The following is a 25,193-nucleotide window of genomic DNA, read 5'->3' on the forward strand; positions in this document are numbered from 1 at the left end:
AGCGGGAGCTGGATTTGAACCAACGACCTTCGGGTTATGAGCCCGACGAGCTACCAGACTGCTCCATCCCGCATCAATGTTTTTTCAGCTGCTAACACCAACAATCTGGTTCATTGTTGGTGCGGAAGGGGGGACTTGAACCCCCACGCCCGAAAGCACTACCACCTCAAGGTAGCGTGTCTACCAATTCCACCACCACCGCAGCTGTGACGCATTCTAGTCGCATCATTCAGAAAAAGAAAGAACTAAATGGCATTATTCGCCAGTTTTTGGTGCAGTTGGTGAAGTTTCACCCGTATTGACTGGTGCAGCTGGTGCCGTTTGAGCGCTGGTCTGTACAGATTTTAAACCATACGCATCCGAAGTTTGTTTTTTAGCAAACACCGCCAAACTTAAACTGGTGATAAAAAACAAAGCCGTGAGAATCGCAGTTAAACGAGTTAAAAAGCTTGCAGAGCCTGAAGCACCAAATACTGTTGCAGCACCACCGCCACCAAATGATGCACCTGCATCTGCACCCTTACCATGTTGAACGAGGATAAGCCCGATCATCAAAACGGCCAAGATGATATGTACAACCAGCACAAATGTATGCATGCTGAACTCCTATTCTTCTGTTTTAGCAAATGCTTGAGCAATTTTATAAAATGACTCAGCATTAAGTGATGCACCACCAACCAGCGCACCGTTGATATCTGGACAAGCAGCTAACTCTACTGCATTTTCAGGTTTGACACTACCGCCATACAAAATCGCGGTATGTTGAGCTTGGGCCGTAATTTGAGTTAAACCTTCGCGAATTTTTGCATGCATTGCCTGAGCATCTTGTGGAGAAGCTGTCTTGCCTGTTCCTATCGCCCAAATTGGCTCATAGGCAATCACAATATTGTGCCATTGCTCTGCTTTTACAACTGCTGCAAGATCACAAATTTGTTGTAAGACCACTTGCTCTGCTTGCCCTGCTTCACGTTGTTCTAAGCTTTCACCTACACAATAAATCACTTGAAGCCCAGCATTTAAAGCATTTGATAATTTCGCTTTAATTTTTGCAACATCATCGCCAAAAATTTCTCGACGTTCTGAGTGCCCAATCAACACATAATCAATCTGGCTGTCTTTGAGTAGTTCAGCACTCACTTCGCCGGTATAAGCGCCTGTGCCTGCTATTTGAGAAAGATCTTGTGCGACAACTTTGACTGGCGAATGTGCATCTTTAAATAATTTTTGCACAGACAGTAATGCAATAGAAATAGGCGCAACACCAAGATGACATTGTTGTTCTGTAATCGGTGATTGTTGTAAATACTGATTTAAATCTTGAATGAGTTGTTGCGAATTCGCTTGCATTGGGTTCATTTTCCAATTGCCGACAACCCAAGGAGTAATAGTCGAACCCGACATACATCTAACCTTTTATCGAAAATGTGCACATTCTACACGGAATTTATATTTTTAAAGTATTTTTTCTTTATCAATTCAGTCATCTCATTTAAAGTCATGCTTTAATAATAAGGAATGAAACATAAATCATTTCAAAGATAACGGTAAAAAGCCTGATTGGCTCAAGTTATTTTCAAATATGTTTCTATAAAAAATACGTTTAATTCTAGATATTTCTAAGGATCATCGTATAATTTTCGTATTCAAATTATAAAATGAAATTTAATGTGTTTTGGGGATGTCTATGCAAAATGGTTCACCTAAGTTTTCGGGGTATATCCGTCGCTTAGTCGACGAAGGTTTTTTATCTGCCCAGCAAATGAAAGATGCGCTCAGTAACGCTCAAAAAAATAAAGTGAGTATTGTTGCTTATCTCAGTGAAAAACTAAATATACCGCCACTGATCATTGCTGAAATGATCTCCCAAGAATTTGGAGAACCCATTTTTGATCTGGACAGCTTTAATCCTGACATGCTGCCCAAGGAGCTTATTGAGCCAAATTTAGTCACTAAACATAAAGTGATTCCTTTGGTACAACGTGGCAATATTTTATATGTCGCCACCAGTGATCCGACCAATATAGAAGCGCTGGATGCCATTCGTTTTAACTGCGGTTTGAATATTGAACCGATCATTGTTGAACATCATAAATTAGAAAAATATTTAGAAAAGCACTTTACTGTAGAGGAAAGCTTTAATTTTGGTGATGAAGATTTTGATGTTGATATCATTGCCACTGATGACAACCCTCCATCAGAAGATGATGACGATGAGGCTTCAGAAGAAGAAGCACCTATTGTTAAATATATCAATAAACTCTTGATCGATGCGATTCGTATGGGTGCATCAGATTTACACTTTGAACCTTATGAAAAAAGTTATCGGGTGCGTTATCGTGTAGATGGGGTACTAAGAACCATTACCAATCCCCCCTTGCAATTAGCTGGCCGTTTGGCATCACGTCTAAAAGTGATGTCTAGAATGGATATTTCTGAAAAGCGTGTTCCGCAGGATGGCCGTATTAAGTTAAAAATATCAAAGACCAAAGCCATTGATTTTCGTGTGAATTCACTACCGACATTATTTGGCGAAAAATTGGTACTGCGTATTCTTGACCCTTCCAGCGCAATGTTGGGTATTGATGCGCTGGGTTATGAAGAAAAGCAAAAAGCATTATTTATGGAGGCCTTAGAAAAACCTCAAGGCATGTTACTGATTACTGGCCCCACAGGTTCAGGTAAAACTGTTTCTCTCTATACGGGCTTAAATATCCTCAATACAGAAAGTTCAAATATTTCCACAGCCGAAGATCCAGTTGAAATTAACTTGGAAGGGATCAATCAAGTCAACGTTAATCTTAAAGCAGGTCTCAGCTTTTCGGTCGCACTAAAATCATTCCTGCGTCAAGATCCTGACATTATCATGGTCGGTGAGATTCGAGATCTCGAAACTGCCGAAATTGCGATCAAGGCGGCTCAAACGGGGCATATGGTGATGTCTACCCTACATACCAACAGCGCACCTGAAACATTAACCCGTTTACGTAATATGGGCGTGCCCTCATTTAATATTGCCACCTCAGTCAACCTTGTGATTGCACAACGATTAGCAAGACGTTTATGTAATCATTGTAAAGCACCCGTTGAAATCCCTAGACAGAGTCTGTTAGAAATGGGCTTTACCGAACAAGACTTAAGCAATCCTGACTTACAAATTTTTCAACCTGTGGGCTGTAATGAATGCCGTGAAGGCTATAAAGGTCGTGTCGGGATCTACGAAGTGATGAAAGTAACACCTGAAATTTCAAAAATTATCATGGAAGATGGCAATGCGCTGCAAATTGCGGCGGCATCGGAGAAATTGGGGTTTGATAATTTAAGACGTTCAGGTTTAATTAAGGTCATCAATGGCTTAACTTCTTTACAAGAAATTAACCGTGTGACCAGCGAATAAATATAATCAATATTCAAGGAAATTATGATGGCAGCTAAAAAAGCTCAAATGATGCCTACATTTGCTTATGACGGGGTTGATCGTAAAGGGATCAAAATCAAAGGCGAACTACCTGCTCGCAATATGGCGCTTGCCAAAGTTACCTTACGAAAACAAGGCATCACCATTAAAACCATTCGAGAAAAAAAGAAAAATATTCTTGAAGGTTTAATGAAAAAACGCATTTCTACTTTAGATATTACCATTTTCACTCGGCAACTCGCCACAATGATGAAAGCGGGTGTGCCATTAGTGCAAAGTTTTGAAATCGTTGCAGAAGGACTAGAAAATCCCTCTATGCGTGAAATTGTACTGGGGATTAAAAGTGAAGTTGAAGGGGGAAATACCTTTGCTGGCGCATTAAAAAAATACCCTCGCTATTTTGACAGCTTGTTTTGTTCATTGGTTGAATCTGGCGAACAATCTGGCGCCTTAGAGACTATGCTCGATCGTGTAGCAATCTACAAAGAAAAAAGTGAATTACTCAAGCAAAAAATTAAAAAAGCCATGAAATATCCAATGACTGTAATTGCAGTCGCAATTATCGTTACTATTATTTTAATGGTGAAAGTGGTTCCTGTCTTTCAAGGCCTATTTAGCTCTTTTGGTGCAGACCTCCCCGCATTTACTCAAATGGTGGTGAATATGTCCAATTGGATGCAAAGTTATTGGTTTATTTTGATTATCTTTATTGCTGTTGTGATTACTGCTTTTTTAGAAGCCAAAAAACGCAGTAAAAAATTTCAGGATTTTCTAGATCGGACAGCACTGAGAATGCCTATTTTTGGCGATCTGGTTTATAAAGCCATCATTGCACGCTATAGCCGTACCCTTGCCACAACATTTGCCGCGGGGGTCCCTTTAATTGAAGCTTTAGAATCCACAGCGGGTGCAACCAATAATGTGGTTTATGAACAAGCGGTAATGAAAATTCGCGAGGATGTCGCCACTGGGCAACAATTGAACTTTGCCATGCGTGTCACCAATAAATTCCCCTCTATGGCCATTCAAATGGTGGCGATTGGAGAAGAATCGGGTGCGCTTGATGCGATGTTAGATAAAGTTGCAACGCATTTTGAAAATGAAGTCGACAATGCGGTGGATGGTTTAACCTCAATGATGGAGCCATTAATCATGGCGATATTAGGTGTTCTTATTGGTGGTCTAGTGATTGCGATGTATCTGCCTATTTTCCAAATGGGTTCAGTGGTTGGTTGATAATGATGAATATGTTCCATGATTTGTTAAATTTTCTGATTCAATCACCAATAGCACTCTATCTGACTATTGGTGTTTTAGGCTTATGTGTTGGTAGTTTTTTAAATGTAGTCATTTACCGTACCCCCAAGATGATGGAAAAAGAATGGCGACAGGAATGGCATGCAGAATGCCAACTACTGGCAGGCTCACAACAGATTGTGATTGATGAAGAAAAGCTCAGTCTCAGTCAACCAGCCTCTACCTGTCCCAAATGTAAAACTCCAATTCGTTGGTATCAAAATATCCCCATTATCAGTTGGTTGGTTTTAAGAGGCAAATGCGCTTCGTGTCAAAACCCGATTAGTATTCGTTATCCATTGGTTGAACTTTTAACTGCGGTGTGTTCATTGACAGTCGTTGCTGTTTACGGTCCAACGCTACAAATGGTTTTTGGTGTGTTACTGACATGGGTGCTGATCACGCTTACTTTTATTGATTTTGACACTCAGTTACTTCCAGATCGCTTTACCTTAACCTTAGCTGCAATAGGTTTAGGTATTAACTCATTTCATCTCTATACAACAGCAAGTGCTGCAATCTGGGGATATATTATTGGTTTCCTGTGTCTTTGGATTGTCTACTATCTATTTAAAATAGTGACAGGCAAAGAAGGCATGGGCTATGGTGACTTTAAGCTTCTTGCTGCACTTGGCGCTTGGATGGGGCCCTTGATGTTACCGTTAATTATCCTACTGTCTTCTATAGTGGGTGCGATCATTGGTATTATTTTACTTAAGATTCGTAAAGAAAATGTCCCTTTTGCCTTTGGTCCTTATATTGCAATTGCAGGATGGATTGCATTTTTATGGGGTGAGCAAATTATGAAAGTATATTTAGGTCAATAATTTCAACACAGTATTAGGAATGCGCAATGACGTTTATCTTGGGTTTAACAGGTGGAATTGGTAGCGGTAAATCCGCAGCAAGTCAGTGGTTTGAAACCCAAGGGATTATAGTTGTTGATGCTGATATTGTTGCAAGAGAAATTGTTGAAAAAGGACAACCCGCGCTTCAAAAAATTAAAGAGGTTTTTGGGGATTGGGTACTATTAAGCAATGGTGAACTTGATCGTCGTGCATTGAGAGAACATATTTTTAAAGACCCATTAGCACGACAACAACTTGAATCGATTACCCATCCTGCGATTCGCGCTGAGATTATTCAACAATTACAAGCAGCAACCAGTCCTTATGTGATTTTGGTTTCACCGCTACTGTTTGAAACCAATCAACATGAACTCACTCAACGCACGCTATTGATTGATGCCAGTGAGGACATGCAAATCTTACGTGCTGCACAACGAGATGGCCAATCCATCGAACAAATTCAAAAAATTATTGCAGCACAAATGCCACGTCATGAAAAGCAAAAATTAGCAGATGATATTGTGCTCAATGATGGGCATATTGATCATCTATATGCAAAATTAGAGTCTTTACATCAACAGTATCTAAAACAGGCACAGCAGTAAATTGTGTGTCTCATCATTTTAAAATAGGTTTTTATCAATCAGTTTTGTATCCATTTAACCTGTTTGATCTATTTCTTCTTATCTAACTGCTGCTGCAAACTGTCTTTATGTGTAAACCAACGCCACGGTTGTAAAGCACCAATGCCCATACCAATCAAGCCACACAGCATTGCAAGGCTTATCGGTTCATTTAACAAAGGTACAGCGATAATTGCGGCAATAAAAGGCGCAAGTGTGACGATACTGCCTGTTTTAAAAGCACCTAATCGTTTAATTGCTTCGACATAAGCCAAAGTCGCAATGATCACCACGAAAATACCGTGAAACAACGTTTGCATGACCAAATGTGGTGTGGACACTTGATCTAAGTGTTTAGGTAAAAACAACAAATAAATTGGGACATAAACGATCGCTGACCAAATCGCAACACCTGCCATGGCGTGCCATGCGGAAAGTTGCCATTGACGCAGTAATACAGTAAAAGTTCCCCACCAAATTGCACTGATAAAAAACAGTAAATCACCAATACCAAAAGCAACGCCTGTTTCGCTATACATCAAAAAACTCATCACAGCAATCGCAGAGAGCATGATGATTAAACTGATCCATATATGTTTATCAAATGGTTGACGGTAAAGTAAGAAACCAGCCAAAGCTGTACACAATGGAATACAACCATTTAAAAAAATGGCAGCATGTGCCGCAGGGACAAAGTGAAACGCGCTATATGACGTCAAACAATAGGCAACACCGCCAATCATCGCCAAAATAAAGGGTTGTTTGTTAAATAGGAAAGCCGTGTCTTTTTTATAGATTAAAATCGGCATCAAAATACAAAATGCCAAAGAAAAGCGTAATGCGGTGATATCCCATGGACTGATATGCCAAATTGCATTCAGTCTTGAGGTAATCGTAAAACCTCCCCAAATACACATTGTAATGGCGACATACATGTAGCCTTGGGTACGGGAGGTCATCATGTTGCTTCTCTAATCTTACCGATACAATTTAAACTAAATCATTCACTTTGTTGGCGTTGACGGCATGCTTCATATAACGCCATTCCGGTAGCCACACTTACATTTAAACTTTGTAAGTTTCCAGCCATCGGGATAAATACGGTTTGATCACATTGCGATTGGGTGATTGGACGCAATCCTGTATCCTCCGCGCCCATTACCACACATACTGGTGTTCCTGTAAAATCAAACTTCTGAATAGGCAACGCCTTTTCATCGAGCATAGTGCCGACCACACGAACATTATAATTTTCTTTGATTTGTCCAAGCGTACGCGCCAAATTGGTCACTTGAATAAACTTCACCTTTTCAGCACCGCCTGCTGCAACTTTACGTGCAGTCGGGGTTAATGTTGCTGCACGGTCACGCGGAACAATCACTGCTTCCACACCCATAGCTGCCGCTGTACGGATACATGCACCTAGATTATGCGGATCTGTGATATGGTCTAAAGCCAACAATAAAGGTTGTTGGGTTGACTCTAAAAGCTGATCTAAATCTTTTTCATTTAATACAGGATGGGGGCGAACAGCTGCGACCACGCCTTGGTGAAAAGGTTGACCTGCCAACTTTTCCAAGCTGTCACGACTTGCTTTTTGGACACTGATTCCAAAAGGCTCTGCAAGTTGGAGAATGCGCTGTAAACGCTGATCATCACGACCTTTTAAGGTAAATAAGGTTAAAACACGTTCAGGTTCTAACTCCAATAATGACTCCACTGAATGAACGCCATAATAATATTCGGACTTCGCCATGAACAACCTCATTAACAACATGATGATAGAAATGAAAAATCCTGCAAAGCCAACTTTACAGGATTCTATTTGATGCTTTAGTCTAACCGATTTAGCTTAAAAATTCTTTGCCTAATTTAGTGTCTGTTTTAAGCAAAGCTTTTTTCATTAGCCTTCTAAATGGCAAACGTAGTCTAAAACGTCATCCGTTTCAATTTTAAAACGACTATTGCCAGGCACATAGAATGACTGACCTGCGCGGAACAACTCACTTTCTTCACTGTCTGCGATTTTAACGCGACATTCACCAGAAATAATTTCCATACGTTCAGGCACATGTGTTTCAAATGTTAAAGCTTCTTCTGTTGGAAGAATGACCCCTAAAGTCTTTTTGGTTCCGTCTTCAAACTGCACAGTGTGGCTAATACATAAACCGCCAAAATATACATTAGATTTTTTAACTACTGATACATGATCATACTGAGCTGACATGCGTATTCTCCAGATAATGCGCATTTATAAAAATTATGTTCGATGTAGTTTAATGTTGCTCCGCAAACTAATCAATCTATGTTTTTAAGGTTAAGCTATTTCTATTTTTGCTCTGCTTTATCAGTCCGCTTAGATCAAAGCTTAAGCTTCTCTAACAATAAAGACCCAAAACCACAATACACGTCACCAAGAATACCAATCCTGTGGATGCTCAATTTATTCCCTACTTAGACTGAAGAAATGTCTTGTTTCAATATTGGCTGATAAAAGATGCAGATCAATAGATTCAAATGTCTATTGAATAAATCAGTCATAAAAAATCTAGATATTTGCTTCATTTTTTTATCTAATTCAACAGGATTTATCTATTTTGATGTTTTTACTGGCAACTTAAGCAAAGGAAATTACATTTTCATATTAAAATTATTTAGAATGCTTAAAATTACTTCGTATTAGAATGCGTTCTGACTTGTGACCACAACAAAACTTCACTATCTTAGAACTTCACCGTTCGCAGCTTGGATGCGTTTATGCTGACACACTTAAATCTGATCAATTTTGCTTTAGCTGATAACCTTGCTATTGATATCGAGCAAGGGTTCAACGTGCTTACAGGTGAAACAGGTGCGGGTAAATCATTATTATTAGATGCGTTGTCAGCCTGTTTAGGTGAGCGTACCGATACCAATTATGTGCGTTATGGTGCTGAAAAAGCCGATATTACGGCGGTTTTTAGCTATCAAGTACAGAGTCCAGAAGCCAATTGGCTCAACACTCATGAATTAGACGATGAATCTGGTGAAATTCATTTAAGACGGGTGATCTTTGCAACAGGTCGCAGCAAAGCATGGATCAATGGTCGTCCCAGTAGCCTCGCTGAATTAAAAGAACTTGGACGCCTCTTGGTACAACTATACAGTCAACATAGCCAACAACAGCTGCTTGAACCGCCCTACCCAAAGCATTGGTTAGATCGTTATAGTAATTTTTATCAGCCTGCCCAAGATGTGCGGGATGCATATAGCACTTGGCAAAAAAATATTCGTACACATCAGGCGGCGATTGATGCACAAGCCAATCGCCTGCAACGTATTGACACTTTAAAATTACAACTTGAAGAACTCGAAGATGTCATTCGTATTGATTATAAAGAAATCGAACAAGAATTTGATCGTTTAAGTCACCATGAACACATCATGCAAGACTGTGGCTATAGCTTAAATGTTCTTGATGAATCTGAACAAAATATTACCCAAGAAATTTCTTCAATTATTCGACGTTTAGAATCCCATGCTGGGCGTAGTGAACTACTGTCTGAAATTTACAATTCATTGATCAACGCACAAAGTGAAATTGATGATGCAACAGCAAATTTACGTCAGTTTATAGACCGTCAAAGTTTTGATCCTGAACGTATGGATGAGTTAAATACACAACTCGAAGTCTTTCATCGCTTGGCACGTAAGTACCGTATTCAGCCCGATGAACTCAAACAGCAATATGAAACATGGCAAAATGAATTAGAGCAACTACATCAACTTGAAGATCCTGAAACCCTCGCTGAGCAAGTTGAACAATCTCATCAAGTGTTTGTAGAGAAAGCACAACATTTAGATCAGATTCGTCGTGATGCCGCTGAACCTTTAGCCAAACAACTGACTGAGCAAGTCAAACAACTGGCGCTACCAGAAGCACATTTTGAATTTAAATTTGAACCATTGGAACAGGCTTCTGCGGAAGGTTTAAGCTTTATTCAATTACTCTTTACTGCCAATAAAGGTATTCCACCTCAACCGCTGGCACGTGTCGCTTCTGGTGGTGAGCTGTCACGTATTGCATTGGTCATGCAAGTGATGAATGCCGAAAAAACTGAAGCAGAAGTTTTAGTGTTTGATGAGATTGATGTCGGAATCAGTGGTGGTACCGCTGAAATTGTCGGGCGCTTATTGGCAGGCTTGGGGCAACACGTTCAAATTTTATGTATTACTCACCAAGCTCAGGTTGCGGCCCAATCCGATCAACACCTATTGGTGAAAAAACTACAAACAGATCCTGCAAGTAGTACCATCGTTGCACTAGAAGAAGAGCAACTTATTTTAGAATTGGCACGAATGACAGGCGGTATTGAAATTGGTGAAACCACTTTGCAGCATGCAAAACAATTAAGACAATTGAAATTTCAGCCATCTTAATACTTCAATCTAGTGTATAAAAAAGAATGCTCCTATAAAAACCAGTCCAACGTTACTGGTTTTTTATTCCTATTTTGGAATATAAGCGCTCTTATCTATTCACTCGCCCTATTGTTATCGCTTTTATAGGGATGTACATTTTTATTTGGACACCATTTTGTTTATATTTTAAACATATTGATGAAAAACTTGGGTTGTTTTTACAGGCTTTTAAAATATTCACAACCTATTGATATTAATTGTGCTATTTATATAGATATAGATTTTATTTAAACAATTAAAAATATTTAAGCGGATTGAAAAGGAGTTGCATATCGGTGCCAAAACAATATCTTTCTCATCGCTGCTTGATTGCACCACCTGATCTTGCTGATGATTTCTTTGCCAATACGGTAATCTATCTTGCCCGTCACGATGAAGATGGTGCGCAAGGTATTATTATCAATCGACCTTCAGGTATTCAAGTCAAAGAACTTTTGAATGACTTAGAAATTGAAGCAGATAATGTGCATCCGCATGAAGTCTTACAAGGTGGTCCATTACGCCCAGAAGCGGGTTTTGTGATTCATACAGGACAACCGACCTGGCATTCATCTATTGCCGTGGGTGAAAATCTGTGTATTACCACCAGCAAAGATATTTTAGATGCGATTGCACACAATGAAGGTGTAGGTCGTTATCAAATTGCATTGGGCTATGCCAGTTGGACTAAAAATCAACTTGAAGATGAAATTACCCGTGGCGATTGGTTGATTTGTGATTCAGATATGGATTTGGTGTTTAATTTGCCTTATACCGACCGTTGGGATGCAGCTTATCGTAAAATAGGGATTGATCGTACTTGGTTATCTTCTGAGATTGGACATGCCTGATTTTAATTCCCCACAACTGATTATTGCATTTGATTTTGGTACACAAAAAACGGGAATGGCTGTAGGCTCCTCCATCATTGAAAGTGCAACACCGCTTGCACTTTTTCCAATGAAAGATGGTATCCCCAATTGGGATGAACTACTTAAGATCATCAAACAGCATCAACCGAATTTATTTCTGGTTGGCTTACCGTTAAATATGGATGATTCCGAGTCAGAATTATCCACACGCGCACGCAAATTTGCACGACGTTTACGTCATCAAACCAATATTGAAACCCTAATGGTCGATGAGCGCTTAACCACACGTGAAGCACGAGATGAACTCGATCATTATCACGCACAAGGGCGAGCAAAGAAATTAGCAGCGGATAGTATTGCAGCTGCTTTATTTATTGAAAGTTGGTATCGAAACCCTGAAGGCATTACCCCTTAAACTGAGCATTAAAAATGTCAAAAACCTATGTCATCTATGGTGTAAGCAAAGGCTTGGGACAAGCTATTTTACACGCAGTACCTCAAACACAAGATCTGGTTTTTGGTATTTCACGTTCTCAACCACAGTGTGACCTTGTTCATTTCAAATGGATCTCTGCTGATTTATCAAAACCTGAGCACGCTCGGGATTTAGTTAAAAATCAAATTCAAAATCAGCCTATAGATTATCTGATTTACAACGTCGGGATCTGGGAAACAAAAGCTTTTCAAGCAGATTATGACTTTGAACAATGTACTGACATTGAAATATCAAATTTAATTCATACCAATATTCAATCCTGTATTTTGGCAATTCAATCCTTGATTGAGAATCTTAGATTGTCTCCAAATGCAAAAATTATCTTGATTGGTTCTACGTGGGGACTAGATAATCATAAGGGCAAAGAAGTGGTCTTTTCAGCCAGTAAATTTGCCCTCAGAGGCATTGTCCACTCCCTCCGAGAAAGCTTACGCAAAGACCAGATTGGAGTAAGCATATTAAATCTAGGCTACTTAGCGACTGAGTTTGATCTGAATACATCTGTAGATGAAGTTTTACAACAGAGTAATCATGAGTTAATTCCCTTACAAGACGTTATTCTTGCCATCAAATTTATCTTATCCACCAGTCAAGCCAGCTGTGTTAAAGAAATTAATATGCCCGCTATGGCAGACTTAAATCTATAAAAAAAACCCATTTTTCAATGGGCTTCAAGATCAAAGTTTAATGATGGATGCTGGTTATTTTTTTGCTTTTTCCAAAATATGTACTGTCACGGTACGCCCTGCGACAAAGGCCAATGAATCATGGGGTACTTCATCTAAAATAATTTTCACAGGTACCCGTTGAGCCAAACGTACCCAGCTGAATGTTGGATTTACATTGGCCAATAAGCCTGATGAAGTGGTCCGTTCACGATCCTCAATCCCTGAAGCAATCCCTTGAACATGGCCTTTATATTTCAAAGAATCGCCCATGAGTTGTACTGTTGCAGGATCACCTAGATGTATTTTATTGAGTTTGGTTTCTTCAAAATATCCCACAACATAGAGCTGTTTACGATCAAGTAAAGCGGCAACAGCTTGCCCAACTTTGACATAATTCCCTGCGCGCAAATCAAAATTTGATAATGTTCCATCTGCTGGTGCAATCACTTCTGAACGTTGCATATTCAATTGCGCCAAATGCACACTACTGGTTGCTGCCTCAATCAAGGCTTTTTGTTGTTTGATATTGGCTTCTGCTTGTTGTACCGCAGCTTGCAATTGCTGATGCTCTGCATGGGACTGATCTCGTGTAGCAAACATTTGATCTTGTTCTTGTTTAGAGATCGCTCCATTCATCAGGTCTGCATATCGACGTGCATTTTTATCTGCAAGATTGATATTGGCTTTTGACTTCACAATATTGGCTTTTGCCTCAGCAAGCCCCGCTTCTGCTTCAGCAAGTCCTGACTGGGCTTTTGCAAGATCTGATTTTGCTTGTTCCACGTCTAAAGTTTGGCGTGCTAAATCGATTTTAAAAAGCACCTGCCCTTTTTTCACGGTTTGGTTATCTTGAACCATCACCTCTGTGACTAAACCAGCAATATCAGAAGACACTTGAATAACATCGCCACGGACACGCCCATCACGTGTCCAAGGTTCTGCATTGTAGTAATTCCAGATATGCAGCGCACAAAATATCGCAATAATCACCACGATACCCAATGATATCGGCCGGATTGCCTTACGTATATCAAACGTATTCATTTCAATTTTCCAATCATTAAACTTAAAAGTAAATCAGCTCTATTGCAACGGCTAAGTCGTCATCTGAATAAATACCCAATGAATCAACCATAATAAAATCAAATAGATACAAATATTAAAAATTCCAGGTAATGCAATCCATTCTTTTTCAACCAAGCGATCTGTACCAATACACACCACTTTCCAGATGATGAATGCCAGAATTGCTTGAATTAAAAATATTGGGACATAAACACCATAAATGTTGAGCTCACCCATATTTATGCTCCCACTAGAACAGTTGAAGGTTGCGCATCAACCAGATGAATATGACAAATACTATTGCGAATATTATTCACAGAAATTTCTATACGCTGTCGGATATCTTGATCACCTACCGCTTGCGCATCTTGCAAGACTTGATCAAATTGCTGAATCAATGCTTGTCGTAAGTTATCATCAGGCTGAGTTACTGCTTTTTCATTTAGCCACTGGTTAAGTAAGCGTTGTAATTTAACAATTGCACTGGTCGTCGTAGATTCAGGCGATAATTTTTGGATCAGCTCCTGCAAACGAGTTAAATCAATTGCGGCACTCGACTCAATCAAAGCATTATTAATTTCGATTTTGAGCTGTTCTGACTGAATCAATTTGGTATTTAACACGCCAATACGATCAAGCATACTGCGTAAATGAATTCTAAAGCCCGTTCCATAAGACATCGCAATACTTTCCCGCATAGCTTTATAGTGTAAAGCCAACATCCGTTTTACTGTCATTTCAGGGGACATTGAACGTACCATTTGCATAATACAAACCGTGATAATCGGCCCAATCACGGTTGCAATCGAAGCATCAAAAAAGGTGATCTGATCCATCAAATAACGGTTTTGCAGATTTAACCCCATAATCGTACTCATAATCAGCGGTAAACCCAGTGCATGTAAAGGCGGGTGTAAATACAACATTACACAGAACATAATAAAGGGGGCTAATACAACGGCTAACTCCCAAAATGCGGTGATATGCGGAAAAATCCCATATGCATAAATAAAAACCAAAATAGCGGCATAAATACTGGAGCGGATAAATATTTTTAGTGCAGGTACAGGGTCATCTAAAAAGGTCAAAATACATGCTGTAATTGCGGCCATTTCTGCCACCATAAAGCCCATTTTCCAGCCACTTAAAATCCAAAATGCACAGGCAATGTTGGTTGTTAAAAATGCCGATATCCCGCCACGTACCGCAACGCCATAATCACGATGTAAACTGGGATAGGTTGTGGTTAAAGGTACAATGGACTCAGGTAAGCTATGATTGCCTTGTTGCATGCATTGCCAAATAAACTTCACTGCACGAACATTTTGAATAAAATGGCGAATATCCATTTTTAGACTGCCCAAAATCACCTGTTGTTTAGCAGTTGCATGTTCAGTGATGGTTTGAAATTCTTGGTCAAAATGTTCAGGTAAGTGCTTGAGCTCATCTTCAAGAATGGCATTCTCACCTTCTAAAAAATCATCAATCTTTTGGTGAAACTCAAGCAGATACGGACGATAAGTTAAATCAATTTGATCCAGTTGCTTGATCCGTTCTGACATTGCGACCAAGTTAGCCACTAACATCGTCACTTGATGTAGCAACTCTTGGAGTGGTTTGGTCATGCCTTTAAACTTTGAAGTTTCATAACTTAAATGCACAGCCATACTATGAATATCTGTTGTATCACGCGTGATATTGGTCAATAGCTGAGTATAATTATCTGTATGTGCTGGATCAGACAAAATTGAGTCAAAAGCCTGTTTAGTGTCTTGCATGGTTTTAGTGACACGGAGTTCGACTACAGGCCCAATATGCATAGGAAATATAGTGGCAGAGACCACAGCACTACACACCACACCCAACGAGATTTCTAAGAAACGGCCCACAGCCATGTCGAAAATAGACACCGTCTCGATATAATAAATCGAGTTAAAACAAATAATCACTGCGGTATAACCCGCTAACATCACCACATAACTGCGTGGTGATCGGTCGATTAAAGACAGATATAGACAGATCCCCACCCAAGTTGCCAGTACAAAGGTAAATAACCAAGGGGTATTAACCAAATGAGGCATCACTGCGATAGCAAAAATTGCTCCGATCAAGGTTCCTAAAATTCGATAGATACTTTTTGATGCCATCATGCCCGAATAAGGATTGGCAATCACAAAGACTGTACCAATCGCCCAAATCGGATAGCTCAGGTTGAGCTCAAATGCGATATAGAGTGCCAGCATTCCTGCAATGAAAGTTTTGCTCGCAAAAATCCAATCGAGTTTATTGGGTCTAAAAGCCAATAAGGGTTTGATCAGTAACATGCAAGCAACTCACTATAAATTCAATTTCATTGATTTTCTCTGTCATCTCTAGCTCTCTAAGATCTAGGAAGCTGATATTCACCACTTTTATGAGGCTTTGTTGTACACATCACATTTTCTTTTCTTAGCGACCAAAAAACCGCACTGCTTAGTCAAATAAACAGTGTGGTTAAAAAAAAGATGCGAATAGAAGAACAAATTTAGGCATTTGCTCAAATACAACGATTGAGTAGAGAAGGACTCAATTTATGATAAAAATTTATACTTCTAGAAAAGTATAAATTCACCATTGGATATTCATATCAGCAATAATCTCAAAAAAAACACAAATAATCAATAAAAATATCTCATTTTGATAATACAACTAAATATAATTTACTTTGGTGTTCAAATGTAGTGCTTTTTCTCAAAATAACCACTAAAGTTAAAAATGTAGAATCATTTGCATTTACAATGCAAATTCCACTGTTTTTTCTTGAACAATTTGTTATAAAGTAACATTCATTATTATTTTTTTTTGATTCTCACTAATTGAGTAGGTCATCAATGGCACTTTCCAGTTTTGGCAAAATTCTCACCGTATTGGATTTATTTTCGGTGTCTCGCCCAGTAATTAATGTCGATGTGATTTGTGAAGAGCTTGGTTTATCTAAACCGACCAGCTATCGCTATTTAAAAGAATTAGTTTCGGCTGATATTTTGCAACGCTTAAATGGAACTTCAGGCGATTACACCCTTGGTCCTAAAATTGCTGTGATGGACTATATTTCTAGAACCACCGATCCATTGGTTCAAATCAGCAAACCATTTATGCAAGAAATTTCAGAACGTACAGAGCTTTGCTGTTTACTGACACATTTAAATGATGACTATTGTATTGATGTTCATCATGAGGTGTATCGTGATGAAACTTTACTTTCTTATGGTCGTGGTTGCCCTCGTCCCGTATTTATGGGCTCTTCACCTAAAGTGATCATGGCGCATTTATCTAAACAGAAAATTCATGAATATTACCTTCGCTTTGCAACACAATTAACTGAAGTTGGTTTTGCTGAAAATGAAGAAACCTTTGTTAATAAAATGAAAAAAATAAAAAAACAAGGTTATTATTTTTCACAAGGTGAACTTGATCCAAATGTTTCTGGCTTATCTATCCCGGTGAAGTTTTCAAGTAAAGAAGCGCCTCTAGCATTGACCGTACTTGCTTCAAAAAATCGTTTTGAATATGTCAACACTCCAAAACTAATTGAGACCTTGCAAGAGTCTGCTGCACAGATTGAAAAACGCTATCAAGCACTCTCTGCCAATGACCAATTATCTGAATTTCACCCATAAGCGCAATCATCTTGATAATTTAACATTTTGTAATGTTTTTATCTCTTGATAATGTTTTTATATTCTCATAATATGATTATGTTCTTCAGTAATCCATGATTTTTTTGGACATTGTTTTTGCGAAGACAATTCCTCCTCAGAGTAAGGAAGCCTATGTGTTTAAACATAGGCTTTTTTATGTGCAATTTTTTTATCCATTGAGTTCACTTTTAAGCCATTAAAAAAATAATTAGAGTAATTGGCGAATCATTTTCATTGAGGAATAATCTAAACCAGCCAATAACAATGATGCATAATTTTAATTAAGGAATGTTATGAATATCCTCATCGTCCATGCACACCCTGAACCCCTTTCATTTACAACCGCGATGAAAGATCATGCTATTGATGTCTTGGAAAAATTAGGGCATCAAGTTGAGGTTTCAGACTTGTATGCCATGAATTTTAATCCAATCGCATCACGAGAGGATTTCTCAGAACTGAGTCATCCTGAATATATGAATTATGCTTTGGAGCAACGCCATGCTTATAAAAATAAGCAGATTGCCGCAGACATTCAGATTGAAATTGAAAAAGTACAAAAAGCAGATTTAGTGATTTTAAGTTTCCCCATGTATTGGACATCTGTACCTGCCATCTTAAAAGGCTGGATTGATCGCGTATTCGTTTCAGGTATTTTCTATGGTGGTAAACGTTTTTATAACCACGGCGGCATGGTGGGGAAAAAAGCCTTGTTAAGCTTTACCTTGGGTGGCCGTGAACATATGTTTGGTGATCATGCGATTCATGGTTCAATTGAAGACTTGTTACTGCCGATCCAACGTGGAACTTTAGCTTATGCAGGCTTTGACGTGCTGCCACCATTTACCGCTTACCATGTCCCTTATATTTCTAATGAAGCACGTCAACAAATCCTGCTTGATTATCAGCAATATTTACATAACTTAGAAAATTTACCTGCATTAGACTTTCCTAAACTTGAACAATTTGATGACAAGCTTTATCCACTTGGATAAAAGTAACGAAAGGTCAAATTTACACGAGGCGCTAAAATTCGTGTAGATTTGGCGAGGGTATGTTTCCAATAACGTTGGGTCTGCCCTTGCATCACAATCAACTGACCACTGTGTAAAAGTAAATCTACTTTTTTAGCTTTCCACTTGTGCTTAAAACTGAATTTTCGAGTAGCACCTAGACTCAATGAAGCAATCACCACATTGTGATTGGGCGCTTCCAATGATGGCTCATCATCACTATGCCAACCCACGCCTTGTGAGCCATTTTCATATAAATTTGCCAAACAGGAATTATAAGTCTGCCCTGTGAGTTGCTCGATATGCTGTTTGAGTCGATATAAAGCGGGATTCCAGATATGGGCTTGTTTTGCCATACCTGAATAATGATATTGGTAATCATCATCGCCATACCACACCACTTTGCGCTCAGTTTTATAATATCGACCATGCAAATAAACTTCATCATGTTGCCAAGCCAAATGCTGTAGAAAATAGTTTAAATATTTTTGACTTTGTTCATGATCCAAAATTAAGCCAAAGTCTTTTACTACCCCATCATAAGGCAGTAAATTATCGTGTGCTTCAGGTTCAAATAAATCTAAATTCATTGTCTAAAATGAGCTACGGGGTCATCCAACAATGAATCAATATTTAACATGAAACAAGTCATTTTTGATCAAAATTAAACAACTTTAATATGAAGAATAGCAGGTCATATCATGGGTAAATATTCAAATGAACAGTGGTATATAGAAGGCGTCCAAGCCTATTTAGCCAAATATGGCGAAGTCCCACCGCCATGGATTTTTGCACCAGAATACCATCCTTATTCTACAGGATGGCGAATGGGAAGCGGAGAATCACATATGATGTATTTAGATGAATGGATGAGTCAGCAAAAAATGAGCTTTGCTGAAAAGGTCAACTATTTGCATCGTTACCCAGCACCACCTCGTTGGTATCAATGGCTGGTTCACTTTTTATGGAATGATCTTCCATATGATATGGAAGATCAAGACTATCTCAAGTATTTTGAAAAGCTTAATGAACTCGGATTTAAATTAGCAGACCAATTTCAAGAGGATTTTGATCGTGAAGATTTGGACTAGTGTAAGACATTATTAAAATCTTTCACAATTCAAAACATAGCAATCACTTGTAGCAACGTTTATTCAGCTTTAGACTAAAACCAAGCTGATAAAAAGCAAAAAACCTATGAATTTATGGCAATTATTTCAAAAATTACGCCCCTTTGTACGTCCCTACCGCTGGCTCGTCATCATCACCTTAGTGTTAACGTTGATTGGCTCACTCACAGCTCAGGTCAATGCTCTTACACTTAAATATGCTGTAGACAGCATTAACCAACTGATCCAAGCAGGACAAGGCCTAGCGGATGGATGGCACATTATCATTACCATTACTGTGGTTTTATTGGCCAAAGAAGTCATCAATGCAATTGTTCAGTTTGGGCAAAAATCATTTGGTGAAAAACTCAGAATTTTAATTTCACAGGACCTATCTCAGGGCATTATCGAAAAGTTTATTACCTATCGATTGGCCTTTTTCGATCAGAAAAATAACCAAGCTGGAAAATTACAAACCCGTATCGACCGTGGAGTAAGCTCGCTCACTCGACTGGTACAAATCTTTTTTATTGATATTTTACCTTTATTTACCAGTGCAATTATTGCTTTAGCCCTAATGTATTATGCCAATTTTTGGGTGGGTGTAGTCGCGACAATCATTGTACCAATTTACTTTTGGCTGACCTTTAAACAATCACAAAAGCTTTCTGGCAAACGTCGAGCCTTACGCGATAACATGGAAAAGAAGAATCAAGGTATTTTGAGTATTATTAACTCAATTACAGTGATTAAATCTTTTAATAAAGAGGCTGTTGAATCCACCAAGCAACTGAATTTACAAAAATCACTGACTGAAAATCAGATGCAAACTCGACAAACCAGCTATATTTTTGATGGTTTAAAAACCTTTATCGAACAAGTTGGTGTAGTCCTGATCATTATCTTAACTGCTTATTTTGTTTTAGATGGACAAATGAGTATAGGAATGATCATGTACCATGTATTGTTGTTCAATAACGTGTCTGCACCGATCCGCTCTTTGCACCGTATTTATGATGAAATTAACTCGGCAATGATCTATTCAGAAAGCTTCTTTAGTATCTTAGAAGCAGATCATGAAATCGAAGCCAGTGGTTTAATGAAACCTCAAATTCATGGCAAATTTGAATTGGAAAATGTTGATTTTATCTATCCGAATGGTCATCAAGCCTTACATCGGATTAACATGACTATTCAACCCAATAAAATCACAGCCTTAGTCGGCTTATCAGGTGCGGGAAAATCAACCTTAATCAGCCTATTGGATAAATTTTACGCCCCGAACTCAGGCTGTATCAAACTCGATGGGATTGATTTAGAACAACTCGATACACACTATTTAAGAGAACATATTGGCTTAGTATTGCAAAAGAATCATATTTTCCAAGGCTCAATTTTAGAAAATATTCGTTATGGTCAGCCCCATGCAAGCAATGAAGAAGTCATCGCAGCTGCCAAAAAAGCCTCGATTCATGAGCAGATTTTAAAATTACCGCATGCCTATGAAGCAGATGCCTTGCTATTGTCTGGCGGACAGCAACAGCGAATCGCACTTGCTCGAATGTTCCTTAAAAACCCGCCAATTATCTTTTTAGACGAGCCCACAGCGAGTTTAGATGCCATCGCTTCAGAGCAAATCAAACAAAGCTTAGATGAGATTAAACAAGGCCGAACTGTGATTATGATCTCGCATAGCCTTTCACAAATTATTGATGCCGATTACACCTATGTGATGAAAGAAGGACAAATCGTTGAGCATGGTGAACATCATGATCTTTATCATCAAGATGGTGCTTATAAGGAAATTTTTGATGCGATGGCTAAAAGCTTAAATATCGAAAAAATTGCACGAACTTTTGAAGATGATGGTGAGGAAGAAACCCATAGCTAAAGCGTAGTTGGTGCTTTATATCAACTGACAGAAGCTCATACTGATTAAATTGCTTTTTGCAGCATTGGATCATTCAAGATATGTCTATCAGATAGCGATATAAATTATCTTTTACGAACTACTACTCCCATATACAAATAAAAAGCCACTCTATGTTCTAGAATGGCTTTTTTCTTTTTAGAGTAATAATTTAGAGGCTAATCATTTCCATTTTACGGCTTGGACTTCAACTTTTTTAGGATTGTCCGTTTCAGCACTACTACAACCACAACCGCCACCGCATCCACTCACCATCGCAGGCTGAATCCATTTGGCTAAACGATTCCAACCTTGCGACTGACAAAATTGAGCCAGTTTAGAAAACACCGAATACGCTGACTTTGGGAAGACTTTCTTAAATACAAAAATTGCACTCCAAATCACCAATACCGCAATAATCAAAAATTCAATCATCTCTAGCTCCTTTGCTTCAAGATTCTGGCTTATAGACCAAAATAACGTGACGCAATTTGATAAGTGAGGAAAGCCATTAAATAAGCCAAACCAAATAGATAAACTGTCATACCAGCAACAGTTTTCCAAGAACCTGTTTCACGTTTTACCGTAGCCAATGTCGCTAAACAATGCGGTGCATAGATAAACCACACCAACAACGATAAACCTGTTGCAACTGACCAGCTTAAATCACCCTGACTGATCAGATGTGATAAACCTTGAGCGACTGCATCATCATCCGCTGCGGATAACGCATAAACCGTACCCAATGCTGCAACCACAACTTCACGTGCTGCCATCGCTGGAATTAAAGCAATACAGATTTGCCAATTAAATCCAAGCGGTTCAAAGATTGGGTGCATTACATGCCCCAACATCCCAGCAAAAGAGTAGTCAATATCGGGTAATGTCGCGCCTTCTGGTGGCTGAGGGAATGTACATAAGAACCATAATAAAATCGATAAAGCGAAGATAATGCCACCGACACGCTTTAAGAAGATCTTGGCACGGTCTAACAAACCAATCCATACACTTTTTATATCTGGGATACGGTAGCTTGGTAATTCCATCAATAAAGCATGTTGTGATTTATCTTTCTGGAAAAACTTCAGCACGGTCGCAACAATGAGTGCGCTCACAATTCCCGCCATATATAAACCGAAGAGCACTAAACCTTGTAGATTAAGGAAGCCCCAAACCATTTTCGCTGGAATAAATGCAGCAATCAGCAAGGCATACACTGGCAAACGCGCTGAACATGTCATCAACGGCGCAACCAGTATCGTCACCAAACGATCTCGTGGATCACTGATACTTCGAGTCGCCATGATCCCAGGTACCGCACAGGCAAAACTGGATAACAGTGGGATAAACGCCCGACCACTTAAGCCTGCTTTAAACATCAACTTATCAAGTAGAAATGCCGCACGCGGTAGATAACCTGACTCTTCTAAAACCAAAATAAAGAAGAACAGAATCAGAATCTGTGGCAAGAACACCACTACACTACCAGCACCTGCAATGATCCCATCGACCACTAAGCTGTGCAGTAATGGCTGGGTAATAAATTGCCCAATCCAGCCACCAAACCAGCCAAAAAATTCTTCAATACCATCCATAAATGGCGCTGCCCAAGCGAATACTGCTTGGAAAACAATAAACATCATCAGCGCAAGGCTAAGAAGTCCTAAAACGGGGTGTAAAAAAATCTTATCGAGAAAATCAGTACGTTTGTCTTCATGATCTAAAAAAATCACCACATCTTTTAAGATTTGGTCAATTTTTTCATGATTGGAACCTGAAAGCTTAACATCACTCAGTTCTGCACTTGGTGTGTGGAATTTTTCATTTTCCAAAGCACCCATCAAGTTTTCAATCCCTGCCTTACGCACAGCAACCGTTTCCACCACGGGAATACCTAAACGCTGTGATAATTTTTGGGTATTGATCTGCATCCCACGACGACGCGCTTCATCCATCATGTTTAATACAAGCAGAATCGGTTTGCCTTGTTCAATGACTTCAAGCACCAGTCCCAAATGTAATTTTAAGTTGGTTGCATCCACTACACATAAAAATGCCTGTTGATCTTGTTCACCGGCAATTTTCCCCAAAACCACATCACGGGTAATGGCTTCATCAGGACTGGCTGCATCAAGGCTATACGTTCCAGGCAAATCCAGAACACGCACCGCACGACCAGAAGGTAAATTAAATGTACCCACTTTACGTTCAACAGTCACCCCAGCATAGTTGGCAACTTTTTGACGCGTACCGGTTAAATGGTTGAAAAGTGAAGTTTTACCGCAGTTAGGATTTCCCACTAAAGCAATACGTAAAGTTTCGCTCATGCGGAAGCTCCTTCTAATGCCTGATGTATTTCAATTTTTTCGGCTTCGATCTTGCGTAACGCAAATCGAGTAAAACCAATTTGAATGAGAATAGGATCACCACCAAAAACACCTTTTGTGATCACTTGTACACGTGTGCCAGGCACAAAACCTAGAGTTTCTAAACGACTCGCCACTAAATCTGGCTGATTGACATTATCTTGCGAGGTACGATTGACCTTTGCGATAATGGCAGTTTGCTTTACTTTCAAGTCTGACAAACGCACAGCAATTAACCCTAAAATTTACACGATAGACAGACTATTATACATACAAATGAGAATAATTACCAAGTAAGGTTTGATTACAATTCTCATTCAAATACGATATTCGACTTATGTTTTCTTTTAGTCTACATTCCATCAACTAATAAGTTTTAAACACCACCGAAGACCATGCTAAATAAGAAACCACGTATTCCTGCTGCTGTTGCCATTCCTGAAAATCTAGGCTTTTTACAGGGATTCCGTGACTATTTAATTGCGCAAACGGTCAGTCCTCATACAAGAAACGCCTATTTATCTGACTTAATTCAATGTAGTGAATGTGTAAATTCTTACCTTCCGAATTGGACACATGAAGACATCTCCGATGTGCTTATTCAACTCACCAAACAAGGCAAAAGCCCTCGGTCAATTGCCCGTTCACTTTCTGCTTTACGTTCGTTTTTTAAGTTTTTACGTGAACAAAAGATTCGTTTAGATAATCCTGTCGCGACCCATAAAACCCCAAAACTCGGACGAGCATTGCCTAAAGATTTATCGGAGCAGGACGTTGAAGCACTGATCCAAGCACCAGACGTCACAACAGCGTTAGGTTTGCGTGATCGCGCCATGTTTGAAGTGCTTTATGCTTGTGGTTTACGTGTTTCAGAGCTTCTCAATTTAAGATTAGATTTGATCAATTTAAAACAAGGCTATTTAAGAATCACAGGTAAAGGCAATAAAGAACGTTTGGTGCCTTTGGGGGGCATGGCATGTGAATGGGTGGAAAAATATTTAACAGAATCTCGCCCACAACTGTATAAATCCGCTACCGATTATCTATTTCTAACCCAACATGGTGGCATCATGAGTCGTCAAAACTTTTGGTATGCCATCAAGCGTTATGCCTTACAAGCTGGGATTCAAGCTGAGCTATCACCACATACCTTACGCCATGCTTTTGCAACGCATCTTTTAAATCATGGTGCTGACTTACGGGTGGTGCAAATGCTTTTGGGGCATAGTGATTTATCGACCACACAAATTTATACCCATGTCGCACAAATCCGTATGCAACAGCTGCATGAAAAATATCATCCACGCGCTTAATGACTGAGCATGGCGTGTATATCGGCAATTTACATCCCTTAATCAAGTTTTAAAGTACACTATTAAAAATTTTGTTATGC

At 39.1% G+C, this 25,193-nt stretch carries 25 protein-coding genes and 2 tRNA genes; 13 read left to right on the forward strand and 14 right to left on the reverse strand.

Annotated features, from left to right (window positions below; all coding sequences use genetic code 11):
• From AC07WY_RS19835 to tpiA, 4 genes are all read right to left on the reverse strand, one after another.
• A tRNA-Met gene (locus AC07WY_RS19835) sits at window positions 1-72 on the reverse strand.
• Window positions 73-117: 45 nt separating this feature from the next.
• Window positions 118-202: transfer RNA gene (locus AC07WY_RS19840), tRNA-Leu, on the reverse strand.
• A gap of 53 nt (window positions 203-255) precedes the next feature.
• Window positions 256-597, reverse strand: coding sequence for a preprotein translocase subunit SecG (secG, locus tag AC07WY_RS19845; protein WP_494736975.1), 342 nt, complete (start codon window positions 595-597; stop codon window positions 256-258).
• A gap of 9 nt (window positions 598-606) precedes the next feature.
• Window positions 607-1,401 carry a triose-phosphate isomerase gene (gene tpiA, locus AC07WY_RS19850; protein WP_494736976.1) on the reverse strand — a complete coding sequence of 265 codons (795 nt, stop codon included), beginning with the start codon at window positions 1,399-1,401 and terminating at the stop codon, window positions 607-609.
• A gap of 277 nt (window positions 1,402-1,678) precedes the next feature.
• Between tpiA and pilB the strand changes: the two genes are divergently transcribed.
• The 4 genes from pilB to coaE are packed head-to-tail and all read left to right on the forward strand — an operon-like array spanning window position 1,679 to window position 6,164.
• Window positions 1,679-3,394, forward strand: coding sequence for a type IV-A pilus assembly ATPase PilB (pilB, locus tag AC07WY_RS19855; protein ID WP_494736977.1), 1,716 nt, complete (start codon window positions 1,679-1,681; stop codon window positions 3,392-3,394).
• A 27-nt stretch (window positions 3,395-3,421) separates the two neighbouring features.
• Entirely contained in the window at window positions 3,422-4,651 is a 1,230-nt protein-coding gene (locus tag AC07WY_RS19860) for a type II secretion system F family protein (protein ID WP_494736978.1), read from the forward strand.
• 5 nt (window positions 4,652-4,656) lie between these two features.
• Window positions 4,657-5,538 carry a prepilin peptidase gene (locus AC07WY_RS19865; protein WP_262087431.1) on the forward strand — a complete coding sequence of 294 codons (882 nt, stop codon included), beginning with the start codon at window positions 4,657-4,659 and terminating at the stop codon, window positions 5,536-5,538.
• 26 nt (window positions 5,539-5,564) lie between these two features.
• Window positions 5,565-6,164 carry a dephospho-CoA kinase gene (gene coaE, locus AC07WY_RS19870; RefSeq protein WP_419335476.1) on the forward strand — a complete coding sequence of 200 codons (600 nt, stop codon included), beginning with the start codon at window positions 5,565-5,567 and terminating at the stop codon, window positions 6,162-6,164.
• A gap of 68 nt (window positions 6,165-6,232) precedes the next feature.
• On the opposite strand, the gene AC07WY_RS19875 is transcribed toward coaE, so the two are convergent.
• From AC07WY_RS19875 to ppnP, 3 genes are all read right to left on the reverse strand, one after another.
• Window positions 6,233-7,144, reverse strand: coding sequence for a DMT family transporter (locus AC07WY_RS19875; protein WP_494736979.1), 912 nt, complete (start codon window positions 7,142-7,144; stop codon window positions 6,233-6,235).
• 38 nt (window positions 7,145-7,182) lie between these two features.
• Complete coding sequence (rlmB, locus tag AC07WY_RS19880) at window positions 7,183-7,938, reverse strand: 23S rRNA (guanosine(2251)-2'-O)-methyltransferase RlmB (protein ID WP_004818598.1); 756 nt, start codon at window positions 7,936-7,938, stop codon at window positions 7,183-7,185.
• A 147-nt stretch (window positions 7,939-8,085) separates the two neighbouring features.
• On the reverse strand, window positions 8,086-8,409 hold the full coding sequence (ppnP, locus tag AC07WY_RS19885) for a pyrimidine/purine nucleoside phosphorylase (RefSeq protein WP_004718357.1): 324 nt from the start codon (window positions 8,407-8,409) through the stop codon (window positions 8,086-8,088).
• A 530-nt stretch (window positions 8,410-8,939) separates the two neighbouring features.
• On the opposite strand from ppnP, the gene recN reads away from it, so the two are divergent.
• The 4 genes from recN (at window position 8,940) to AC07WY_RS19905 (ending at window position 12,637) form a co-directional block, all read left to right on the forward strand.
• Window positions 8,940-10,601 carry a DNA repair protein RecN gene (gene recN, locus AC07WY_RS19890; protein WP_262084864.1) on the forward strand — a complete coding sequence of 554 codons (1,662 nt, stop codon included), beginning with the start codon at window positions 8,940-8,942 and terminating at the stop codon, window positions 10,599-10,601.
• 317 nt (window positions 10,602-10,918) lie between these two features.
• Window positions 10,919-11,473 carry a YqgE/AlgH family protein gene (locus tag AC07WY_RS19895; RefSeq protein ID WP_004718361.1) on the forward strand — a complete coding sequence of 185 codons (555 nt, stop codon included), beginning with the start codon at window positions 10,919-10,921 and terminating at the stop codon, window positions 11,471-11,473.
• Window positions 11,466-11,909 carry a Holliday junction resolvase RuvX gene (gene ruvX, locus AC07WY_RS19900; protein ID WP_494736980.1) on the forward strand — a complete coding sequence of 148 codons (444 nt, stop codon included), beginning with the start codon at window positions 11,466-11,468 and terminating at the stop codon, window positions 11,907-11,909. The genes AC07WY_RS19895 and ruvX overlap by 8 nt, the downstream gene beginning before the upstream one ends.
• A 14-nt stretch (window positions 11,910-11,923) precedes the next feature.
• Window positions 11,924-12,637, forward strand: coding sequence for an SDR family NAD(P)-dependent oxidoreductase (locus AC07WY_RS19905; protein ID WP_494736981.1), 714 nt, complete (start codon window positions 11,924-11,926; stop codon window positions 12,635-12,637).
• A gap of 54 nt (window positions 12,638-12,691) precedes the next feature.
• Here AC07WY_RS19905 and AC07WY_RS19910 read toward each other — a convergent pair whose 3' ends face one another.
• The 3 genes from AC07WY_RS19910 to AC07WY_RS19920 are packed head-to-tail and all read right to left on the reverse strand — an operon-like array spanning window position 12,692 to window position 16,047.
• Window positions 12,692-13,702: an HlyD family secretion protein gene (locus AC07WY_RS19910; RefSeq protein WP_034613594.1), complete on the reverse strand. Its 1,011-nt coding sequence runs from the start codon at window positions 13,700-13,702 to the stop codon at window positions 12,692-12,694.
• 51 nt (window positions 13,703-13,753) lie between these two features.
• On the reverse strand, window positions 13,754-13,960 hold the full coding sequence (locus tag AC07WY_RS19915; RefSeq protein ID WP_151957579.1) for a DUF1656 domain-containing protein: 207 nt from the start codon (window positions 13,958-13,960) through the stop codon (window positions 13,754-13,756).
• A 2-nt stretch (window positions 13,961-13,962) separates the two neighbouring features.
• Window positions 13,963-16,047, reverse strand: a complete 2,085-nt coding sequence (locus tag AC07WY_RS19920) for an FUSC family protein (protein ID WP_494736982.1) — start codon at window positions 16,045-16,047, stop codon at window positions 13,963-13,965.
• Window positions 16,048-16,593: 546 nt separating this feature from the next.
• Between AC07WY_RS19920 and AC07WY_RS19925 the strand changes: the two genes are divergently transcribed.
• Both AC07WY_RS19925 and AC07WY_RS19930 read left to right on the forward strand, forming a co-directional pair.
• Window positions 16,594-17,382, forward strand: a complete 789-nt coding sequence (locus AC07WY_RS19925; protein WP_004818582.1) for an IclR family transcriptional regulator — start codon at window positions 16,594-16,596, stop codon at window positions 17,380-17,382.
• Window positions 17,383-17,696: 314 nt separating this feature from the next.
• A complete protein-coding gene (locus tag AC07WY_RS19930) occupies window positions 17,697-18,398 on the forward strand; it encodes an NAD(P)H-dependent oxidoreductase (RefSeq protein ID WP_419335471.1) in 702 nt (233 codons plus the stop codon).
• Here the strand turns inward: AC07WY_RS19930 and AC07WY_RS19935 are convergent.
• Window positions 18,383-19,006, reverse strand: coding sequence for an alpha-ketoglutarate-dependent dioxygenase AlkB family protein (locus tag AC07WY_RS19935; protein WP_494736983.1), 624 nt, complete (start codon window positions 19,004-19,006; stop codon window positions 18,383-18,385). The genes AC07WY_RS19930 and AC07WY_RS19935 overlap by 16 nt on opposite strands.
• 111 nt (window positions 19,007-19,117) lie before the next feature.
• Here AC07WY_RS19935 and AC07WY_RS19940 point away from each other — a divergent pair, with 111 nt between their 5' ends.
• Window positions 19,118-19,507: a hypothetical protein gene (locus tag AC07WY_RS19940; RefSeq protein ID WP_494736984.1), complete on the forward strand. Its 390-nt coding sequence runs from the start codon at window positions 19,118-19,120 to the stop codon at window positions 19,505-19,507.
• A gap of 106 nt (window positions 19,508-19,613) precedes the next feature.
• Complete coding sequence (locus tag AC07WY_RS19945) at window positions 19,614-21,416, forward strand: ABC transporter ATP-binding protein (RefSeq protein ID WP_494736985.1); 1,803 nt, start codon at window positions 19,614-19,616, stop codon at window positions 21,414-21,416.
• Window positions 21,417-21,617: 201 nt separating this feature from the next.
• Here the strand turns inward: AC07WY_RS19945 and AC07WY_RS19950 are convergent, their stop codons facing one another.
• The 3 genes from AC07WY_RS19950 to AC07WY_RS19960 are packed head-to-tail and all read right to left on the reverse strand — an operon-like array spanning window position 21,618 to window position 24,027.
• Complete coding sequence (locus tag AC07WY_RS19950; RefSeq protein ID WP_004818576.1) at window positions 21,618-21,869, reverse strand: DUF6587 family protein; 252 nt, start codon at window positions 21,867-21,869, stop codon at window positions 21,618-21,620.
• 29 nt (window positions 21,870-21,898) lie between these two features.
• The gene (gene feoB, locus AC07WY_RS19955) at window positions 21,899-23,761 is read right to left on the reverse strand and encodes a ferrous iron transport protein B (RefSeq protein WP_494736986.1); all 1,863 of its coding nucleotides are present in this window, start codon (window positions 23,759-23,761) and stop codon (window positions 21,899-21,901) included.
• A complete protein-coding gene (locus AC07WY_RS19960) occupies window positions 23,758-24,027 on the reverse strand; it encodes a FeoA family protein (protein ID WP_004718380.1) in 270 nt (89 codons plus the stop codon). Before AC07WY_RS19960 ends, feoB begins: the two co-directional genes overlap by 4 nt.
• A gap of 168 nt (window positions 24,028-24,195) precedes the next feature.
• Here AC07WY_RS19960 and xerD point away from each other — a divergent pair, with 168 nt between their 5' ends.
• Window positions 24,196-25,113, forward strand: a complete 918-nt coding sequence (gene xerD / locus AC07WY_RS19965; protein WP_004718381.1) for a site-specific tyrosine recombinase XerD — start codon at window positions 24,196-24,198, stop codon at window positions 25,111-25,113.
• Window positions 25,114-25,193 lie beyond the last annotated feature (80 nt).

It is taken from the genome of Acinetobacter sp. GW821-FHT01C12 (assembly GCF_059422625.1).

Bases quoted from the DNA above. Each gene is read 5' to 3' on its own strand.
- secG (WP_494736975.1), bottom strand. From the start codon at position 597: ATGCATACATTTGTGCTGGTTGTACATATCATCTTGGCCGTTTTGATG.
- tpiA (WP_494736976.1), bottom strand. From the start codon at position 1,401: ATGTCGGGTTCGACTATTACTCCTTGGGTTGTCGGCAATTGGAAAATG.
- pilB (WP_494736977.1), top strand. From the start codon at position 1,679: ATGTCTATGCAAAATGGTTCACCTAAGTTTTCGGGGTATATCCGTCGC.
- AC07WY_RS19860 (WP_494736978.1), top strand. From the start codon at position 3,422: ATGGCAGCTAAAAAAGCTCAAATGATGCCTACATTTGCTTATGACGGG.
- AC07WY_RS19865 (WP_262087431.1), top strand. From the start codon at position 4,657: ATGAATATGTTCCATGATTTGTTAAATTTTCTGATTCAATCACCAATA.
- coaE (WP_419335476.1), top strand. From the start codon at position 5,565: ATGACGTTTATCTTGGGTTTAACAGGTGGAATTGGTAGCGGTAAATCC.
- AC07WY_RS19875 (WP_494736979.1), bottom strand. From the start codon at position 7,144: ATGATGACCTCCCGTACCCAAGGCTACATGTATGTCGCCATTACAATG.
- rlmB (WP_004818598.1), bottom strand. From the start codon at position 7,938: ATGGCGAAGTCCGAATATTATTATGGCGTTCATTCAGTGGAGTCATTA.
- ppnP (WP_004718357.1), bottom strand. From the start codon at position 8,409: ATGTCAGCTCAGTATGATCATGTATCAGTAGTTAAAAAATCTAATGTA.
- recN (WP_262084864.1), top strand. From the start codon at position 8,940: ATGCTGACACACTTAAATCTGATCAATTTTGCTTTAGCTGATAACCTT.
- ruvX (WP_494736980.1), top strand. From the start codon at position 11,466: ATGCCTGATTTTAATTCCCCACAACTGATTATTGCATTTGATTTTGGT.
- AC07WY_RS19905 (WP_494736981.1), top strand. From the start codon at position 11,924: ATGTCAAAAACCTATGTCATCTATGGTGTAAGCAAAGGCTTGGGACAA.
- AC07WY_RS19910 (WP_034613594.1), bottom strand. From the start codon at position 13,702: ATGAATACGTTTGATATACGTAAGGCAATCCGGCCGATATCATTGGGT.
- AC07WY_RS19915 (WP_151957579.1), bottom strand. From the start codon at position 13,960: ATGGGTGAGCTCAACATTTATGGTGTTTATGTCCCAATATTTTTAATT.
- AC07WY_RS19920 (WP_494736982.1), bottom strand. From the start codon at position 16,047: ATGTTACTGATCAAACCCTTATTGGCTTTTAGACCCAATAAACTCGAT.
- AC07WY_RS19925 (WP_004818582.1), top strand. From the start codon at position 16,594: ATGGCACTTTCCAGTTTTGGCAAAATTCTCACCGTATTGGATTTATTT.
- AC07WY_RS19930 (WP_419335471.1), top strand. From the start codon at position 17,697: ATGAATATCCTCATCGTCCATGCACACCCTGAACCCCTTTCATTTACA.
- AC07WY_RS19935 (WP_494736983.1), bottom strand. From the start codon at position 19,006: ATGAATTTAGATTTATTTGAACCTGAAGCACACGATAATTTACTGCCT.
- AC07WY_RS19940 (WP_494736984.1), top strand. From the start codon at position 19,118: ATGGGTAAATATTCAAATGAACAGTGGTATATAGAAGGCGTCCAAGCC.
- AC07WY_RS19945 (WP_494736985.1), top strand. From the start codon at position 19,614: ATGAATTTATGGCAATTATTTCAAAAATTACGCCCCTTTGTACGTCCC.
- AC07WY_RS19950 (WP_004818576.1), bottom strand. From the start codon at position 21,869: ATGATTGAATTTTTGATTATTGCGGTATTGGTGATTTGGAGTGCAATT.
- feoB (WP_494736986.1), bottom strand. From the start codon at position 23,761: ATGAGCGAAACTTTACGTATTGCTTTAGTGGGAAATCCTAACTGCGGT.
- xerD (WP_004718381.1), top strand. From the start codon at position 24,196: ATGCTAAATAAGAAACCACGTATTCCTGCTGCTGTTGCCATTCCTGAA.